General features: G+C 62.9%; 15 protein-coding genes. 5 read left to right on the top strand and 10 right to left on the bottom strand.

Annotated features, from left to right (window positions below; genetic code table 11):
• Positions 1 to 45: 45 nt before the first annotated feature.
• On the bottom strand, positions 46 to 1,029 hold the full coding sequence (locus ASD99_RS20115) for an AraC family transcriptional regulator (RefSeq protein ID WP_056594777.1): 984 nt from the start codon (positions 1,027 to 1,029) through the stop codon (positions 46 to 48).
• Positions 1,030 to 1,120: 91 nt separating this feature from the next.
• On the opposite strand from ASD99_RS20115, the gene ASD99_RS20110 reads away from it, so the two are divergent.
• Positions 1,121 to 2,335, top strand: coding sequence for an MFS transporter (locus ASD99_RS20110; protein WP_057144676.1), 1,215 nt, complete (start codon positions 1,121 to 1,123; stop codon positions 2,333 to 2,335).
• A gap of 118 nt (positions 2,336 to 2,453) precedes the next feature.
• On the opposite strand, the gene ASD99_RS20105 is transcribed toward ASD99_RS20110, so the two are convergent.
• Positions 2,454 to 2,801, bottom strand: a complete 348-nt coding sequence (locus ASD99_RS20105; protein WP_056594784.1) for a GFA family protein — start codon at positions 2,799 to 2,801, stop codon at positions 2,454 to 2,456.
• A 106-nt stretch (positions 2,802 to 2,907) separates the two neighbouring features.
• Between ASD99_RS20105 and ASD99_RS20100 the strand changes: the two genes are divergently transcribed.
• Positions 2,908 to 4,197, top strand: a complete 1,290-nt coding sequence (locus ASD99_RS20100) for an amidase (protein ID WP_057144675.1) — start codon at positions 2,908 to 2,910, stop codon at positions 4,195 to 4,197.
• Between the two features lie 24 nt (positions 4,198 to 4,221).
• Here the strand turns inward: ASD99_RS20100 and ASD99_RS20095 are convergent, their stop codons facing one another.
• The 5 genes from ASD99_RS20095 to ASD99_RS20075 form a co-directional block, all read right to left on the bottom strand.
• On the bottom strand, positions 4,222 to 4,596 hold the full coding sequence (locus ASD99_RS20095) for a hypothetical protein (RefSeq protein ID WP_056594790.1): 375 nt from the start codon (positions 4,594 to 4,596) through the stop codon (positions 4,222 to 4,224).
• A 41-nt stretch (positions 4,597 to 4,637) separates the two neighbouring features.
• Positions 4,638 to 5,618 carry a hydroxyacid dehydrogenase gene (locus ASD99_RS20090; protein ID WP_057144905.1) on the bottom strand — a complete coding sequence of 327 codons (981 nt, stop codon included), beginning with the start codon at positions 5,616 to 5,618 and terminating at the stop codon, positions 4,638 to 4,640.
• A 5-nt stretch (positions 5,619 to 5,623) separates the two neighbouring features.
• Positions 5,624 to 6,340: a FadR/GntR family transcriptional regulator gene (locus ASD99_RS20085; RefSeq protein ID WP_057144674.1), complete on the bottom strand. Its 717-nt coding sequence runs from the start codon at positions 6,338 to 6,340 to the stop codon at positions 5,624 to 5,626.
• A gap of 2 nt (positions 6,341 to 6,342) precedes the next feature.
• The gene (locus tag ASD99_RS20080) at positions 6,343 to 7,512 is read right to left on the bottom strand and encodes a mandelate racemase/muconate lactonizing enzyme family protein (RefSeq protein WP_057144673.1); all 1,170 of its coding nucleotides are present in this window, start codon (positions 7,510 to 7,512) and stop codon (positions 6,343 to 6,345) included.
• A gap of 62 nt (positions 7,513 to 7,574) precedes the next feature.
• Positions 7,575 to 8,462, bottom strand: coding sequence for a sugar phosphate isomerase/epimerase family protein (locus ASD99_RS20075; RefSeq protein ID WP_056594799.1), 888 nt, complete (start codon positions 8,460 to 8,462; stop codon positions 7,575 to 7,577).
• Positions 8,463 to 8,861: 399 nt separating this feature from the next.
• On the opposite strand from ASD99_RS20075, the gene ASD99_RS20070 reads away from it, so the two are divergent.
• The 3 genes from ASD99_RS20070 to ASD99_RS20060 all read left to right on the top strand — a co-directional run bounded on the left by ASD99_RS20070 (position 8,862) and on the right by ASD99_RS20060 (position 12,142).
• Positions 8,862 to 9,917, top strand: a complete 1,056-nt coding sequence (locus ASD99_RS20070; RefSeq protein ID WP_056594805.1) for a sugar phosphate isomerase/epimerase family protein — start codon at positions 8,862 to 8,864, stop codon at positions 9,915 to 9,917.
• A 149-nt stretch (positions 9,918 to 10,066) separates the two neighbouring features.
• A complete protein-coding gene (locus tag ASD99_RS20065; protein ID WP_056594807.1) occupies positions 10,067 to 11,254 on the top strand; it encodes a Gfo/Idh/MocA family protein in 1,188 nt (395 codons plus the stop codon).
• A 33-nt stretch (positions 11,255 to 11,287) separates the two neighbouring features.
• Positions 11,288 to 12,142, top strand: a complete 855-nt coding sequence (locus tag ASD99_RS20060; protein WP_056594809.1) for a sugar phosphate isomerase/epimerase family protein — start codon at positions 11,288 to 11,290, stop codon at positions 12,140 to 12,142.
• Between the two features lie 71 nt (positions 12,143 to 12,213).
• Here the strand turns inward: ASD99_RS20060 and phnE (ASD99_RS20055) are convergent, their stop codons facing one another.
• The 3 genes from phnE (ASD99_RS20055) to phnD form a co-directional block, all read right to left on the bottom strand.
• On the bottom strand, positions 12,214 to 13,755 hold the full coding sequence (gene phnE / locus ASD99_RS20055) for a phosphonate ABC transporter, permease protein PhnE (protein ID WP_056594812.1): 1,542 nt from the start codon (positions 13,753 to 13,755) through the stop codon (positions 12,214 to 12,216).
• Between the two features lie 4 nt (positions 13,756 to 13,759).
• On the bottom strand, positions 13,760 to 14,734 hold the full coding sequence (gene phnE / locus ASD99_RS20050; protein WP_057144672.1) for a phosphonate ABC transporter, permease protein PhnE: 975 nt from the start codon (positions 14,732 to 14,734) through the stop codon (positions 13,760 to 13,762).
• 75 nt (positions 14,735 to 14,809) lie between these two features.
• On the bottom strand, positions 14,810 to 15,718 hold the full coding sequence (gene phnD, locus ASD99_RS20045; protein ID WP_056594816.1) for a phosphonate ABC transporter substrate-binding protein: 909 nt from the start codon (positions 15,716 to 15,718) through the stop codon (positions 14,810 to 14,812).
• Between the last annotated feature and the right edge of the window lie 22 nt (positions 15,719 to 15,740).

Raw genomic sequence — 15,740 nt, 5'->3', positions numbered from 1 at the left:
ATTTCTAGCCTGGAATCACCAGCCCGTCGCGGCCTCCGTGCTGCGTCAGCTGGCCTGGCGGATATCAGCCTGTTCCTCGGCGCGCAGGTGACTGGGCGCCGAGCCGATGACGCGCTTGAAGGCGCGACTGAAGGCGGCGTCCGATTCATAGCCGAGACGCGCGGCAACGACGGAGATTTTCATCCTGTCGCGGACCAGCCACTGTCGCGCCTGATGCATTCTGACCTGGGTGACATATTTTGCCGGCGTTTCGCCAACGATGGTGGCGAAGCGCTCGGCAAATCCCGATCGCGAGGCGCCCATCATCCGGGCCAGCGACTCGACCGTCCAGTCGTGGTTCGGTTCGAGATGGATGGCGGCCAGCACGCGGCCGATTTCGCGGTCCCTGACCGCGGCGATCCAGCCGGACGAGTCGCCGCAGCCGCGCTCGACCCATGAGCGTATGACGGTGGCGGCAAGCACGTCAGCCAGCCGCGCCAGGATGCCGCCGGAACCGACGCGCTCCATCGTCACTTCGCGCGCCATCGACTCCAGCAGATGCGGAATGCCGGGCTCATAGGCCTCCAGCTCATGCGTGCGCATCACGTCCGGCATCATGCCGAGCAGGGGGTGCAGGCCATCGAGATTGAAGTACATGCTGCCGCAGAACAACAGGGTGCCCGGCCGGCAACACTCCGACATGCCTTCGTTCGACATGCAGTAGACGTCCTTGCAGACCTCCTCGACTTCGTAGCCGTGGATCGGCCAGGCCTGCGCGCCGGGTTCGCTGGCAAGCACATGGGCCGCACCGCGCGGCAGCAGGATCGCATCGCCTGCGTTGAGTTCCACCCATTCGCCGGACGGCTGCTTCAGCCAGCAGCCTTTCCGGCCGATGAAATGAAACCGCGCCGCCGGCTGGGCCGGGAACTGGATACCCCAAGGCTCCTTCAGTTCGAAGCGACCATATTCGACGCCGTCGAGGCGCAGGCCGCGCAATATGTCGGTGAGCGGGTCGCCGGTGATTGGAATTTTGGACGAATGGTCAAGCATGATGGGGTTTCTAGCATGGAAACTCCAGGTGGTCACTCCCTATGTTGCATTGCAGCCAAATGCTGCGCTGCAAACATATCGGAGACTGACCATGGCCGAACCCGCGACAGGCGTCATCGACGCTGCTCTTCTGAACCCCGCAGACTCCGATGAACGGACCGAACCGGCCTGGGGTGCCGTGTTCTCGCTGGCACTTGGGGTGTTTGGTCTGGTGACGGCTGAATTTCTGCCCGCCAGCCTGCTGACGCCGATGGCGCGCGATCTCGGCGTCAGCGAGGGCGTGGCCGGACAGGCGGTGACGGCAACCGCGATCGTTGGCGCCATTGCCGCACCCACCATGGCCATCATTACCAGACGCATGGACCGTAGGCTGGTGATGTGGATGCTGACGGTGTTCCTGATCCTGTCCAATCTCCTGGCCACCTTTGCCTCATCGCTGCCCGTGCTTCTGCTTGCCCGTGTCGTGCTCGGCGTAGCACTTGGCGGCTTCTGGGCGATGTCGGCGGCCATGGCGCTGCGTTTGGTGCCGATGCGGCTGATGCCACGCGCCATGTCGATCATCCTCACCGGCGTTTCGCTGGCGACAGTCTGCGCGGCGCCGGTCGGCGCCTATGTCGGCGACATCTGGGGCTGGCGCACTGCCTTCATGATCGCCACTGTCGTTGCCGCCCTGGCGTTGCTGGTGCAACTGGCCACCATTCCGAAATTGCCGCCCATGGGTGTGGCGAGCTTCCGCACCTTGCTCGACGTGCTGGAGCGTCCGTCGATCAGAGTGGCCTTGCTGGTCGTGCTGCTGGTCGCTTCGGGACATTTTGCCGGCTTCACCTATGTCCGTCCCTTCCTTGAGAAAGTGCCCGTGCTTGACATCGCGACGATCTCGCTGGTGCTGCTGGCCTATGGCATAGGCGGCTTCTTCGGCAATGTCGCCGGCGGCATCCTGGCCGAACGCAGCCTCAAGGCAGCCGTTGCGCTGGCGCCCCTGCTGATTGCTCTGGCAGCCGCCTCGATGCTGGTTTTCGGCGCTTCGCCCACGGTCGCGGCTGCCGCCGTTGCGGTCTGGGGCTTTGCCTTCGGCGCAGTGCCGGTCGGGCTGCAGAGCTGGCTGGTGCGGGCCGCGCCCGATCAGGCCGAAAGCGCTGGTGGACTGATGGTGGCGACGTTCCAGGTGGCGATCGCGCTCGGCGCCGTCTTCGGCGGCCTGCTGGTCGACCATGCCGGCGTCGCCAGCGCCTTCGCCTATTGCGGCGCGGCAACGCTGCTGGCGGCCATCGTGGTGTTCCTGCGCGGCCCGCAACGCGCCGAGTAGCCTGGACGCAAATCAGACCTCCGTGACATTGCGCGCCGGCCCGAGAACCATCAGGGTTTTCGGGCCGTCGCCGTTGTGATGTCTCGACGACCCGCGACATACGCCGCCACCGGCCGGCTCAGACAGCGCGCCCGTCGAAGTCGAAGATCGACAAGGTGGAAGGGTCGAGATCGGCGATGCAATTGACGTTGACGTAGGCGCTGCGTTCGCTGCCTTCGCGAACGTCCTCCGCAAAGGCATGAATGCCGCAGCCGCGGCAAAAACGGTGTGCGATGGCATGGTTGCCGAATGTGTAGGTGCCGAGATCGTCGCCCCAGGCCAGGACCTGCAAGGTCCCGTGCGGGATGGCACACAACAGGGCGCCCTTGCGCGAGCATATCGAGCAATTGCACCGCACGGCGTCGGTCAGTTCGGCCTTGAATTCGAAGGCGACCTTGCCGCAATGGCAGCTGCCTTTGTAGAGCATCGGATTTTCCTCGTATTCGACAGGGTGCAAAACCGCCTGCGCCGGGTTAAGTCTCGGCAAGCCATGCCCCAAGGACGTTCAAGGCGTCTGGAGTCCGACACCGAAAATGCAATCAGTCCGTGATCACCTGGAAATCGTCCTTGCGCGCCTCGCTGCCCGTGCCAATGAAGAGCGCGTGTTCACGAAGCTCTATGCCGAAGCCGCACGGGCCGCGGCTGACGCCAGCGATGCGCGCCAACGGGCCGGCGTGACGCTCGGGCCGCTCGATGGAACGATTGTCTCGATCAAGGACCTGTTCGATGTCAGCGGCGAGCCAACCACGGCCGGTTCGCTGATGCTTAGGACAGCCGCGCCCGCCCTGCGCGATGCCGCCATCGTCAACCGGCTGCGGCAGGCCGGCGCGGTGATCATTGGCAAGACCAACATGACCGAATTTGCCTTCACCGCGATCGGCGACAACCAGCACTATGGCACGCCCGGCAATGCGATGGATGCCAGCCGTATCCCGGGCGGCTCTTCCTCAGGCGCCGGCGTTTCAGTCGGCGAGGCGACGAGCGAAATATCGATAGGTTCCGACACCGGCGGTTCGATACGCATACCGGCATCGCTCAACGGCGTCGTCGGCTTCAAGCCGACGGCGCGGCGCGTGCCGCTCGCCGGCGCGTTCCCGCTGTCCGCCTCGCTGGACTCGATCGGTCCGCTTGCCCGAACCGTCGCTCGGTGTGCCGCTGCCGACGCTGTGATGGCCGGCGAGGTGCCGACCGCGCTGGCGCCGATTGCCCTTGCAGGGCTTCGCATTGGCATCCCGCGCGGTGTCCTTTTCGAAAACACCGAAAGTGAGGTCACCGCCGCGTTCGATCGCAGCCTTGGCAAGATCGAGCAGACAGGGTCGCGGATCGCGGACCTGTCGATCGATGATCTGCTTGCCGACATGCGTTCGGCCACCAAACGTGGTTCGATCGCGGCGATGGAAGGGGCCGAAGTGCATGCGGACTGGCTGGCGACTGGGGCATCGGTGCCGGTCGACCCGCACGTCAGCGGGCCTTTGTCGCGGGCAGTAATGCTGCCGATGCCTATTTACATCAGGGCGCTACGCCGTCGCACAGCACTCGTCGCTGCCATGGACGAGCGGTTGGCGTCGGTCGATGTGCTGGCTCTGCCGACCACACCGGTGACGGCGCCGACAATTGTTTCGATGACTGAAGACGCCGAGCTGCGCGACCGCACCGAAGGCCTGCTGCTGCGCAACACGCAGGTCGCCAACCAGTTCGACCTCTGTGCGATCTCGCTGCCAATGCCTGATATGACGCTGCCTGCCGGATTGATGCTGGTGGCGCGCAACGGGCATGACCGGCGCCTGTTGCGGATTGCTGCTGAAATCGAGCGGCTGTTCTGACGGCAGTATGCCCGAGATAGGCAATCAGTGCGCCGCGCAGCGCTTGCGCTCGCCTGTCTTGGAGGCGCGTTCGATATCGGTAACGACCAGCATCGGCGGATCGCTCGTTTCACCGCGATGCTGGATAGATCCTCGGACGACGAGCTTTCCCGCATAGAGCTTGTCGGAGAGGTCGGGTGCGGATCTGTTCAGCGGCCGCAATTCGGTGGTGTTCAGCGCCACGCCCTTGACGATCTTGCCGGTGGCGAGATCGAGCGCATTACCCGACGGACAGGGGGCCCTGATGCAGACGATCCCATTGCCGCAATAGACATAATCGCTGCTCCGGGTCGCGGCGAGCGACGGCGAGGCGCAGATCGAAGAAGCAACAACCAGAGACGCGAAGCGCAGAGTGAACATGAGCTCAGCGTCGCCGAGAATTGGGGCGAAACAGCGATGTGTTACACGCTCGCTGGAAACCGCCGCCGATAGTGATCGACCACTTCGGGATTGCGCAGGTTGACCGGCAGTTTGCCCGCCAGCACGAGCAGGGCCTCGCCAGCCGCGCCGACGCCCATGCGCATCATCGATTCCTCGGTGATGCCGGCCATGTGCGGCGTGATGATGACATTGTCGAAGCCGAAATAGGGATGGTTCGACGGCAGCGGCTGCGTCGAAAACACATCGAGCGCGGCACCGCCGATGCGGCGCTTCCGCAAGGCTTCGATCAGCGCGTCGTCATCGATGACCGGCCCGCGCGACACGTTGATCAGCAGCGCATGCGGTTTCATGCGGGCGATCCGCTCACGCTTGATCAGGCCGCGCGTCTCCGGTGTCAGCGGACAGCACAGAACGATGATGTCGCTCTGCTCGACCAGCGCGTCGATCGACAGGAAGCCGACCTTCTCCGGCGCCGGCTGCATGCTGCGCGTCGTTGCCACCACTTTCAGGTCGAAGCCGTGCGCGGCGATATGGCCAACCGCCTGGCCGACGGCACCGAGGCCGACGATGCCGATGGTCTTGCCGGCGAGCTCGCTGTTGGAGTTGGCGTGCTCGCGGCCGGCAAGCCAGCCTTTGGTGCGCAGGTCGCGGTCGACGACGCGGAAGTTGCGAAGCAGGGCGAGCGCCGCGAACATGACGTGCTCGGCAACCGAGCGGGCATTGACCGCCGGCACGTTCGCCACCAGCACGCCGGCGGCGGTCGCTGCTTCCATAGGGATCATGTCGAGCCCGGCGCCATGGCGGATTGCCGCCCTCAGCTGCGTCGCGCCGTCGAACAGCTGTGGCGGCAGCGGAGCGCGCACGATGACGATGTCGGCCTTCTTCGCCTCGGCGGCCAGCGTGGCTGGGTCGATGGCGGAGGCGACGACGAGCTCTGCGGCGCCGGCCAGCATGGCCGAGGCGCGTGGGTGCAGAGTGTGGGTCGTGAGGATCCGGGCCATGTCGGTCAAGCTCTTTCGAGCGTCGGGCTTTGTGGTTCTTCGCCATGGCCCTCGATCAGGCCTTTCCAGTAGCTCTCGGCGCCTTGCAGATGGGCGCTCATCAAAGCCTGGGCGAGATTGCCATCGCGGCGCAGCAGCGCCTCATAGATCTGGATGTGCTCGGCATGCGAGCGCACGTTGCGCTCCGGGTCGTTGAAATAAATCGGCAGGCGCTGTTCGCCCATCATGTAATAGACGCTGCAGACATTGTGGAAGACGCTGTTCTTGGTTGCCCGCACGATCTCGAGGTGGAATTCGCGGTCCTCCCTGGCAAGGCCTTCGCCCACCGCGATGCGGTCTTCCGAAGCTTTGAGGATTTCGCGCAGCCGCTCGAAATTCTCCTCGGTGGCGCGCGAGCAGGCAAGTTCGGCCGCCTTGATCTCGTGGATCTTGCGCAGTTCGACCGTCTCGTAGATCTGGATCGGGTCGAGCGGCAGGCCGGCACGCGCGAACAGCGCCATCGCCTCGACGCTGGCCTGCTTGGTGTCGATGTAGATGCCGGACTTGGCCCGGCGCTCGACGATGCGCATGGCTTCGAGGATGGCGAGCGCCTCGCGGATCTGGCCGCGGCTGACAGCGAAATGCTCCGCCAGTTCGCGTTCCGACGGCGTTCGGCCGGTCTCCTTGTCCGAATGAGAGAACAGGTAGGCGGCGAGTTCCGCGAGAAGGTTCTTTTCTTTCATCGTCAACCGCGTTGCGCGTGCGCCTCCAGGAACCGGTCCGAAATGGTGAATCCCAGACCCGGTCCTTCCGGGATCGCTATCATACCGTCCTTGGCTTCGACAGTCTCTTCGATCAGGTCATGGATCATCGGGTTGGCGCCGAGCGAATATTCGACGGTAAAACTCGACGGCGAGGCGGCGCAGACATGCAAGCCGGCGAAGAAGCAGGGCGCGCCGGCCCACAGATGCGGTGCAAAGCGCAGGTTGAAGGCGCTGGCGATGGTGCCGATCTTCATCGCCTCGCTGATGCCGCCGCAGAAGGCAGGATCGGGCTGGAAGATGTCGGCGGCCTTCAGCACAGCAAGGTCGCGGAAGGCATAGCGTGTAGCCTCGCTTTCGCCGGTGGCGATCGGAACGGAGCCCGATGCCCGCACTTCGGCCATGCCGGGCTTGTCGTCGGCGATGATAGGCTCCTCGAACCAGGCGAGATCCAGATCGTTGACGAGGTGAATGAAGCGCTTGGCTTCCGCCACCGTATAGGTGCCGTGCGCGTCGACCATCAACTCGACATCGGGGCCGAGCGCCTGCCGTGCGGCGCGGACGCGGGTGGCGGAAATGTGTGCCGCGCCGTCCATGGCGCCAACCCGCATCTTCAGTGCCTTGAAGCCGCCCTTGGCGATATAGGATTTCAACTGCTCGCCGATGGCGCCGGCGGCCGCCCAGCCGCCGGATGCATAGGCCGGCATGCGATCAAGCTTGCGGCCGCCGAGCAGCCGCCAGACCGGCACGCCAAGCGATTTGCCGAGGATGTCCCACAGCGCGATGTCGACGGCACTGATGGCGGCGATGCTCATGCCGCGCCGCGCCAGCTGCGGCATGGCGTGGCCGGCGCGGGCGGCGCTATCGTGGCGACCGCCATTGTAGAGCATCTCCCAGATGACGCCGATGTCGGCCGGATCGCGCCCGATCAATTGCGGCCCGACCTCATGGTTCAGCATGTGGACGAGCGCGCCGTAGCTGCCGGCGCTGCCGGCGGCGTTCTTGCCTTCGCCCCAGCCGACCAACCCGTCATCGGTCTCGATGCGCAGGATGGCGGCGTCGAAGGTCGTCACCTGGCCGAAGTCGCTGCGGTGTTGCCGAGCGGCTTCGATCGGGATGCGGACCCACCAGGCTTGGACGGTCTTGATGCGCATATTCTTCCCCAGCCCTGCCGCCGGTCAGGGCGGAAAGGGCAAATTCCCCAACAGGCAGCCGGCTATTTGATCAGCGGCAGCAACGTTTCGGCGTTGATGCGCATCTGGTCGGTGTAGAACTTTTCCGTGAGCACGCTGGAGCCGTGGTCCTGGATGAACTTCAGCTGTTCGGGTGAGATGTCGACCGGATTGCGCTCGACCATGTCGGGATAGGGGGCCGCCGGCGTCCGGTCTACGGGGGCTACGAATTCGTTGGTCAGCGCGCCATCGTAGCCGATATCCCGCAACGTAGCGACGATCTTAGGCCAGTCGATCTGGCCAAGGCCGGCGGCAAAGCGGTTATTGTCGGCGACGTGGAAGTCGAACAGGCGCTTTCCGACCTGCCGGATCGCATCATAGACGTTAAATTCTTCCATGTGGATGTGGTAGGCATCGAGGCAGACACCGCATTCGGGGCTGACCGCGTCGGCCAGTGCCAGGGCCTGGGCGCCGCGATTGAACAGGTAGGTTTCGAAGCGATTGAGCGGCTCGACGGCGATCTTGACACCGACCTTCTTGGCATGGGTGAAGCATTCACGCGTGGCGTCGACAACCCACTTCCATTCCTCTTCCTCGGTGCCGTCGGGCACCACCTTGCCGACCGTCGCGGGAACCAGCGTGATGATCTCGCCATCGAGTTCGCTGACCATGGTCAGCACGTCCTTGACATATTGCACGGAGCGTTCGCGCTGGCCCTGGTTCCTGGCGGCGAGGTTGCGCTCGCCCAACATAAGCGTCACCGCGCCCCAGCAGCGGATGCCATGCTCCTTCAGCAGCGCCCGCGTCTCCTTGGTCTTGTACTGCTCGGGCTCGCCGGAGATCTCAATCGACTCATAGCCGAATTTCTTGATGCGCTTGAGCGTCGTCTCCAAAGGTTCCGCGCGCATCCAGTTGTGCGTCGAAAGATGCATCGTCTGTCCTTCCCAATCGTCTCTATGGTTCGCCTGCGACATGCATCGCCAAAAGGCGACGCAACGGTTCCTCCCCAAGGCATCCCCAGCCTTTTCTCTCAAACTGGTTCGACCAATTGGGCCTGAAGGGAGGTCTACAGCAAATTCTGCGGGACGGCAAGAAGTGCGGGAATGCGACTTTGTGCACGAATTACTTCTTTGATTATATTGAGATATATATCCCTATCTCGTGTGATCGTGGGGCCTTGATGATGCATCGCCAGGCTTGACCAAATTCGCATATTTGGTAATACCAGAATAGTGGCGCCTGCAAGCGCCCATTGGGAAAAGACCAAAGTGGCTGGCCCTGCTTCCAATCGGCGCTATGCTCGGTCGCGAGAACAATGAGGGAGGATGCCGATGCCGACGACAATGAAGGGCCCTGGACTGTTTCTGGCGCAGTTCGCGGGCGACGCCGCGCCGTTCAACTCGCTGGAGTCGATCACGAAATGGGCTGCCGGTCTCGGCTACAAGGGCGTGCAGATCCCGACCTGGGACGCGCGGCTGTTCGATCTCGAGAAGGCAGCTTCTTCCAAGGCCTATTGCGACGAGGTAAAGGGCATCTGCGCTGACGCCGGCGTCGAGATCACCGAGCTGTCGACGCATCTGCAGGGGCAGTTGGTGGCGGTGCATCCGGCCTATGATGCGCAATTCGACGGCTTTGCGCCCGCTTCGGTGCACAACAATCCGAAAGCACGGCAGAAATGGGCGGTCGAACAGATGAAGTTCGCCGCCAAGGCGTCGAAGAACCTCGGCCTGAAGGCCTCGGTGAGCTTCTCCGGAGCGCTAGCCTTTCCCTATCTCTACCCGTGGCCACAGCGGCCGGCCGGGCTGATCGAGGAAGCCTTCGCCGAACTCGGCAAGCGCTGGAAGCCGATCCTCGACGTCTATGAAGACAATGGCGTCGACGTCGGCTACGAGATCCATCCCGGCGAGGACGTGTTCGACGGCGCGACCTTCGAGATGTTCCTCGATGCGGTCGGCGGCCACAAGCGCTGCAACATCAATTACGATCCGTCGCACTTCCTGTTGCAGCAGCTCGACTATCTCGAATTCATCGACATCTATCACGAGCGGATCAAGGCGTTCCACGTCAAGGACGCCGAGTTCAATCCGACCGGCCGGCAAGGCGTTTATTCCGGCTATCAGAACTGGACCAACCGCGCTGGCCGCTTCCGTTCGCTGGGCGACGGACAGGTGGATTTCGGCGGCATCTTTTCCAAGCTGACACAGTACAATTATGATTCCTGGGCGGTGCTGGAATGGGAGTGCTGCCTGAAGCATCCGGAGGATGGTGCGGCAGAGGGCGCACCGTTCATCGAGCACCACATCATCCGGGTGACCGAAAAGGCATTCGACGATTTTGCCGGTGGCGCTACGGACAAGAAAGTGCTGCGCGCCATGATGGGTATCTGACGCGGTCTTCCCTCCCCTCGAGGGGAGGGTGGCCCGAAGGGCCGGGCGGGGTCGGTTCACGCCGCGCTCTACGCCCGGCAACCCCACCCGATCCGCTGCGCGGATCGACCTCCTCTCAAGGGGGGTGAGCAACAACGAGGGAGAAAGACATGGTCGGCGCATCGAAGGCGGAAACGGGAGGCGGCCCGATCCGCTACGGCATGGTGGGCGGCGGGCAAGGCGCCTTCATCGGCGCGGTGCACCGGATCGCGGCGCGCCTGGACAATGACTTCGTGCTGGTCGCCGGCGCGCTGTCATCGGACCCCGCTCGTGCGAAGGCTTCAGCGGCCGAACTCGGCCTCGATCCGAGCCGCAGCTATGCGTCCTATGCCGAGATGGCCAAGGCCGAGGCCAAGCGCCCCGATGGCATCGAGGCGGTGGCCATCGTCACGCCCAACAATGTGCATGTACCGGCGGCAAAGGCTTTCCTCGAGGCCGGCATCCACGTCATCTGCGACAAGCCGCTGGCAACCACACTGGCCGAGGCGAAGAAGCTGGCCGCCGTGGTCGAAAGGACCGGCAAGGTGTTCGTGCTGACGCACAACTACACCGCCTATCCGATGGTGCGGCAGGCGCGGGAGATGGTCGCCAAGGGCGTGCTCGGCGACATCCGCATCGTGCAGTCGGAATATCCGCAGGACTGGCTGACCGAGGACCTGGCTGCTACCGGCCAGAAACAGGCCGCGTGGCGCGGCGATCCGAAACAGGCAGGAGCCGGCGGCGCGCTGGGCGATATCGGCACGCATGCCTACAACCTCGCCCGCTTTGTCTCCGGGCTGGAACTGGATTCCCTTTCAGCCGATCTCGACGCTTTCGTGCCGGGGCGCCTACTCGATGACAACGTCAACGTCATGCTGCGTTTCAAGCCTGCCGGCAAGACGCATCCCGCCAAGGGCATGATCTGGGCAAGCCAGGTGGCGCCGGGCCACGAGAACGGCCTGAAGCTGCGCATCTATGGCTCCAAGGGCGGGCTGGAATGGGTGCAGGCCGACCCGAACTATCTCTGGTACACGCCGTTCGGCCAGCCGAAGCAATTGATCACCCGCAATGGTGCCGGCGCGCTGCCAGTGGCGGGCCGTGTCAGCCGCGTGCCGTCGGGCCATCCCGAGGGCTATCTCGAAGGCTTCGCCAACATCTACCAGGAGGCCGCTCGGGCCATCCGGGCGGCGCGTCGCAAGGGCGGCAAGCCGGCCAAGGATGTTGTCTTCCCGACCATTCACGACGGCGTCGAAGGCATGGCCTTCATCGAGGCCTGCGTGAAGTCGTCGAAGAAGAATGGGGCGTGGACGAAACTCTAAAAATCCGGGGGGATCCAAGGGGAGGGGGCGTCGATGAAAATCGGCATGTGCATGTTCTTGTGGACGACGGCGGTGTCGAAGAAGCACGAGCCGTTGCTGCGCGACATCAAGACGACCGGCTTCGATGGCGTCGAGATACCGATCTTCGGCGGCACACCGGACGACTATAAAAGGCTCGGCGAACTGCTCGACCGCATCGGGTTGGAGCGGACCGCGGTTTCGGCAATGGGCGATCCGGCGATGAACCTGATCTCAGCCGATGCGGCAACGCGCAAGGCCGGTGTCGACTACATGAAATGGGCGATCGACTGCGCCAATGCACTCGGCGCCAGCACGCTGAGCGGCCCGCTGCATTCGACGCTCGGCGCCTTTTCCGGCGCTGGGCCAACGGCCGCCGAGAAAAAGCGCTCGGTCGCCTCGCAACGCGCCATCGGCGACCATGCCGGCAAGAGGAACGTCACCATCGGGCTCGAGGCGCTCAACCGCTTCGAATGCTATCTCCTCAACACGATGGCAGATTTGTCGGAGCATATCGACGCCATCGACCGGCCGCACATCAAGGCGATGTACGACACCTTCCACGCCAATATCGAGGAGGCCGACCCGATCGGCGCCTACATAAAACACCGCCGGAATGTCGTGCATATCCATATCTCTGAGAACGATCGCGGCGTGCCCGGGCGCGGCAACATTCCGTGGAAGGAGACATTCTCCGCCATCCGCAAGAGCGGCTATGACGACTGGCTGACGATCGAGGCGTTCGGCCGCTCGCTCAAGGATTTGGCGGCGGCGACCAAGGTGTGGCGCGATTTTTCCGAAAGCCCGGAAGCCGTCTATCGCGACGGCTACAAGCATATCAGGAACGGCTGGAAGAAGGCCGGTGCCTGAGACGCAAACCAACGGGCGGCGAAGCAAAACCGGTTCCACCTTTGCTTCGCCGCCTTCGGTTCGGGATTGGTCTAAGCCACCGGCAGCAGGCGCACCGGCCGCTCGTCATTGCCGTTTCCGACGGTCCCCATCAGTTTGCGGCGGAGATAGTTGGAGATGGTGTCGAAGACAAAAACCACAACCAAGATCAACAGTACCATGTAGAAAACATTGGCCCAGTTGGTTCCGGTGCGCATGGCTTCCCATAATTTGAGACCGATACCGCCGGCGCCGACGGCGCCGATGATTGTCGCCGAGCGCGTGTTCGATTCCCAGAAATACAGGGATTGGCTAAGGAACACCGGCAGAACCTGAGGCAGCACGCCGTAGCGCTGCACCATCGTTGGCGTGGCGCCCACCGAGCGGATGCCCTCGCGCTGCTTGTCGTCGATGTTCTCCAGCGCCTCGGAATAGAGTTTGCCCAGGGTTCCGGTGTCGGTGAAGAAGATAGCCGACATGCCGGCCAGCGGCCCCGGACCAAAGCCGCGGGTAAAGAACAGCGCCCAGATCAGCATGTCGACCGAGCGCTGGAAATCAAAATAGCGTTTGGTCGTCTGGTTGGCTATCCGGCTCGGCGTTATGTTGCGGGCAGCCAGGAAGGCGAGTGGAAAGGCGACGACCGAGGCCAGCACCGTGCCGACAAAGGCCATGACGATCGTCTGCAGCAATTTCAGCCAGACGTCGCCATGCTGCCATTCGGCGTTGTTTGCGATGTTGTCCCAGGCAAGTGCAGCGTTTGATCGCTTCGGGTCGATGCGTGCCCCGGAGGCGATCAGCGAAGCCACCTCGCCGAACGGTTTCCCCCAGAAGGGAGAATTGGTGTCGAACACAAAATTCGCCCAACCTAGGAAACGCCGCCAGGCAATGACTTCGTCACTTTGTATTTCAGCACGGCCAAAGAAGCCGAACGAGATGTAGGCTGTGGAGCCGGGCCTGCGTTGCTCGATCCAGTCAGGCAGCGGCGTCCGCGGTGTGACGGACTTGTCCCTGGCGATATCGAAGACGATGCTTTGCGCGCCGCGCGTCACCGTGACGAGTTTTGGCGTGATGGCGATTCGGCCGTTGCCAAAGACAATGTCGGCCGTAACGACGGTTTCTTTGCGCACCGTTTCGGGCGCGGCTGGAAGCGATTGCTGCGGCAAGGTAGCCGGGTTGTCGGCAGTCGGAGCACTGGCGGCCATGAACGAATCGTGCGACGATTTGTCGGATGCGACCGCCGGTGCCATTTTTTTTGCGTCTGCACGCTGCTCGACCACCGCGGTTTGCTTGACCACCCATTCCGGATTGGGGTTGGACCCCAGCTTGGAAAAGCGGGAGTAGTTGATCTCCAGATAATTGTCCTTGAATTCGATGTCCGGGCGAATTTCGTAAGATACCCAGTCCGCGAGATAGGCGCTCGCGAGATTCCAGTTCGCCTTTTCGAGAACGATGCCGATCGAGAAGAACCACCAGCAATAGAAACTATAAAGAATGCACAGGAGGATGCCGATGGGGGTGGCATAGCGCCTCCATGCCGATCGCCGAAACGCGTCCGGATGGCGGGCAACAATGTCGTTGATGGCAGCGGTCTCCATTGCGTTACTCTCCGCGTCCGTATGTGAACGCCTGTCTCCCGACAAGGCGATGCCTCAGCCATGCCGAAAACTGGTCGACGACGACAATCGTGCAGAACAGCAAAAAGACGATGGCGATTGTCTTGGCCTCATGACCCCGGCTGATCGAAAGGCGCAGGGATTCACCGATGCCGCCCGCGCCGACGGCGCCGAGAATGGTCGAAGCGCGCACGTTGATCTCGAAGCGAAGCAGAAAATAGCTCATGAAGTTAGGGAGGACTTGCGGCACGATGCCGAACCATACCCTTTCTACCCAGTTGGCGCCGACAGCCCGCAGGCCTTCGTCGGGCTTCATGTCAGCGTTCTCGACAACTTCGAAGAACATTTTTCCGAGTGCGCCCACGGTATGGATACTGACCGCCATGATCGCGGGAATGGGGCCAAGCGAGAAGATCGCCAGAAAGAAGCCGGCGATGACGATTTCGGGGAAGGCGCGGACAATCTCTAGGAAACGGCGGGTGGTGAAGCGCAACCAGCGACTGGCCGTAATATTGCTTGCGGCGGAGAAGCAGAGCAGGAAACCGAATGTGGAGCCGACCAGCGTTGAAAACAGTGCAATGTTCAGCGTCTCGACCATCCGGTAGAAATACTCCGGAATGTAGATGCTCTGGGTCAGGTAGACCCGGCCTTCCGGGTAGTCGAATTGCAGGCTGCCATCGTCATAGGGCGACGGCAGGTCGAACAGCGCGCGTACGGGTTCGAACCAGTCGCGCGGCTTCATGTCGATAAAGAAGTCGGCGATGTAAGGCAGGCGGTCGAAGAATTTCCCGGCGTTGGTTTCGTTGGCGAACCATAGCGAGCCAGAGAGTGCGAGCAGCAGGAAAAGCAGGCCTCCCACCGTGTAGAGGCGCCGCCGCGCGGCGAGGTCGCGCCAGTGTCGATCGACTATGGCTGCCTCCGGTGAAAGCGCGGGCGCGCGGTGGACGTCGGTCGCGCTCATCGATGATTTCCCAGCCCCTTGATGCGGCAACGCCGCCGGTGGCACACGGCCCCCGGCGGCGTCATGATACTCGGCCTACGAGCCGATCTTCGCCTTACGGGCGTCGATGATTGCCTGATAGAATTCTGGAGTGACCGGCGCAAAGCCCGTGAAATCGCCGCCCTCGACCGCCGAGAAGCAGGCCGGATCTGTTTGCGGAAGCTTGGTCAGGAAATCGGTGATCTTTTGCTTGACGCCGGCGTCGAGTGATGTGCGCACGACCAGCGGGCCGTTCGGAATCAGCGGCGATTGCCACAATTCAACGAGGTCGTCCATCTTGAGGACGCCCTTCTCGACCATCTTGCGCAGATTGCCCGAGGTATAGCCGTCCTTGAAGTCGCCGACGCCGGAAGCCCAGGTGGTGCCCGCGTCGAAGGTGCCCTTCAGCACTTCAAGCACGAGCTGCTCATGGCCGCCGCCGAAACCGGTCGAGGCGAAATAGCCCTTGACGTCCATCCCGATGTCCTTGGGCAGCGCAGTCACCGGGATCAGATAACCCGAAGTCGAATCCGGATCGGCGAAACCGAGCTTCTTGCCCTTCATGTCGGCAAGCGTTTTGATGCCGGAATCCGCCCGGGCGACCATGACCGAGTGGTAGCCCATGGAACCGTCTGTCTGCACCGTGGTCAGGATCGGCTGAACCGCGTCCTTGTTTTCGAGATACACCTTGGCGTAGCCGGAAGCGCCGAGTTCGGCATAGTCGAGCGTGCCACCGAGCAGGCCCTGGATAACGCCATCATAATCGGCGGCGGGGAACATCGAAACCTTCTCCACACCGAGGACCTGCTTGATGTGATCGGCGAAGCACTGGTAGTTGCGCAGACGGTCCGCTTCATTCTCACCGCCGAGAATGCCGATGCGGAATTCCTTTAGGTCCTGTGCTTGTGCCGCGCCAATCGCTATGGTCATGGCGGAAACGGCACCGAAAAATATCTTTCTAAACATTTGGCGTCTCTCCTGTTGATTC

The sequence above is a fragment of the Mesorhizobium sp. Root695 genome (assembly GCF_001428185.1).
Taxonomy (GTDB): domain Bacteria; phylum Pseudomonadota; class Alphaproteobacteria; order Rhizobiales; family Rhizobiaceae; genus Mesorhizobium.
This window is presented reverse-complemented; position numbering and strand designations above follow the sequence as displayed.

Coding starts and splice junctions, on each gene's coding strand:
- ASD99_RS20115 (WP_056594777.1), bottom strand. CDS start 1,029: ATGCTTGACCATTCGTCCAAAATTCCAATCACCGGCGACCCGCTCACC.
- ASD99_RS20110 (WP_057144676.1), top strand. CDS start 1,121: ATGGCCGAACCCGCGACAGGCGTCATCGACGCTGCTCTTCTGAACCCC.
- ASD99_RS20105 (WP_056594784.1), bottom strand. CDS start 2,801: ATGCTCTACAAAGGCAGCTGCCATTGCGGCAAGGTCGCCTTCGAATTC.
- ASD99_RS20100 (WP_057144675.1), top strand. CDS start 2,908: ATGCAATCAGTCCGTGATCACCTGGAAATCGTCCTTGCGCGCCTCGCT.
- ASD99_RS20095 (WP_056594790.1), bottom strand. CDS start 4,596: ATGTTCACTCTGCGCTTCGCGTCTCTGGTTGTTGCTTCTTCGATCTGC.
- ASD99_RS20090 (WP_057144905.1), bottom strand. CDS start 5,618: ATGGCCCGGATCCTCACGACCCACACTCTGCACCCACGCGCCTCGGCC.
- ASD99_RS20085 (WP_057144674.1), bottom strand. CDS start 6,340: ATGAAAGAAAAGAACCTTCTCGCGGAACTCGCCGCCTACCTGTTCTCT.
- ASD99_RS20080 (WP_057144673.1), bottom strand. CDS start 7,512: ATGCGCATCAAGACCGTCCAAGCCTGGTGGGTCCGCATCCCGATCGAA.
- ASD99_RS20075 (WP_056594799.1), bottom strand. CDS start 8,462: ATGCATCTTTCGACGCACAACTGGATGCGCGCGGAACCTTTGGAGACG.
- ASD99_RS20070 (WP_056594805.1), top strand. CDS start 8,862: ATGCCGACGACAATGAAGGGCCCTGGACTGTTTCTGGCGCAGTTCGCG.
- ASD99_RS20065 (WP_056594807.1), top strand. CDS start 10,067: ATGGTCGGCGCATCGAAGGCGGAAACGGGAGGCGGCCCGATCCGCTAC.
- ASD99_RS20060 (WP_056594809.1), top strand. CDS start 11,288: ATGAAAATCGGCATGTGCATGTTCTTGTGGACGACGGCGGTGTCGAAG.
- phnE (WP_056594812.1), bottom strand. CDS start 13,755: ATGGAGACCGCTGCCATCAACGACATTGTTGCCCGCCATCCGGACGCG.
- phnE (WP_057144672.1), bottom strand. CDS start 14,734: ATGAGCGCGACCGACGTCCACCGCGCGCCCGCGCTTTCACCGGAGGCA.
- phnD (WP_056594816.1), bottom strand. CDS start 15,718: ATGTTTAGAAAGATATTTTTCGGTGCCGTTTCCGCCATGACCATAGCG.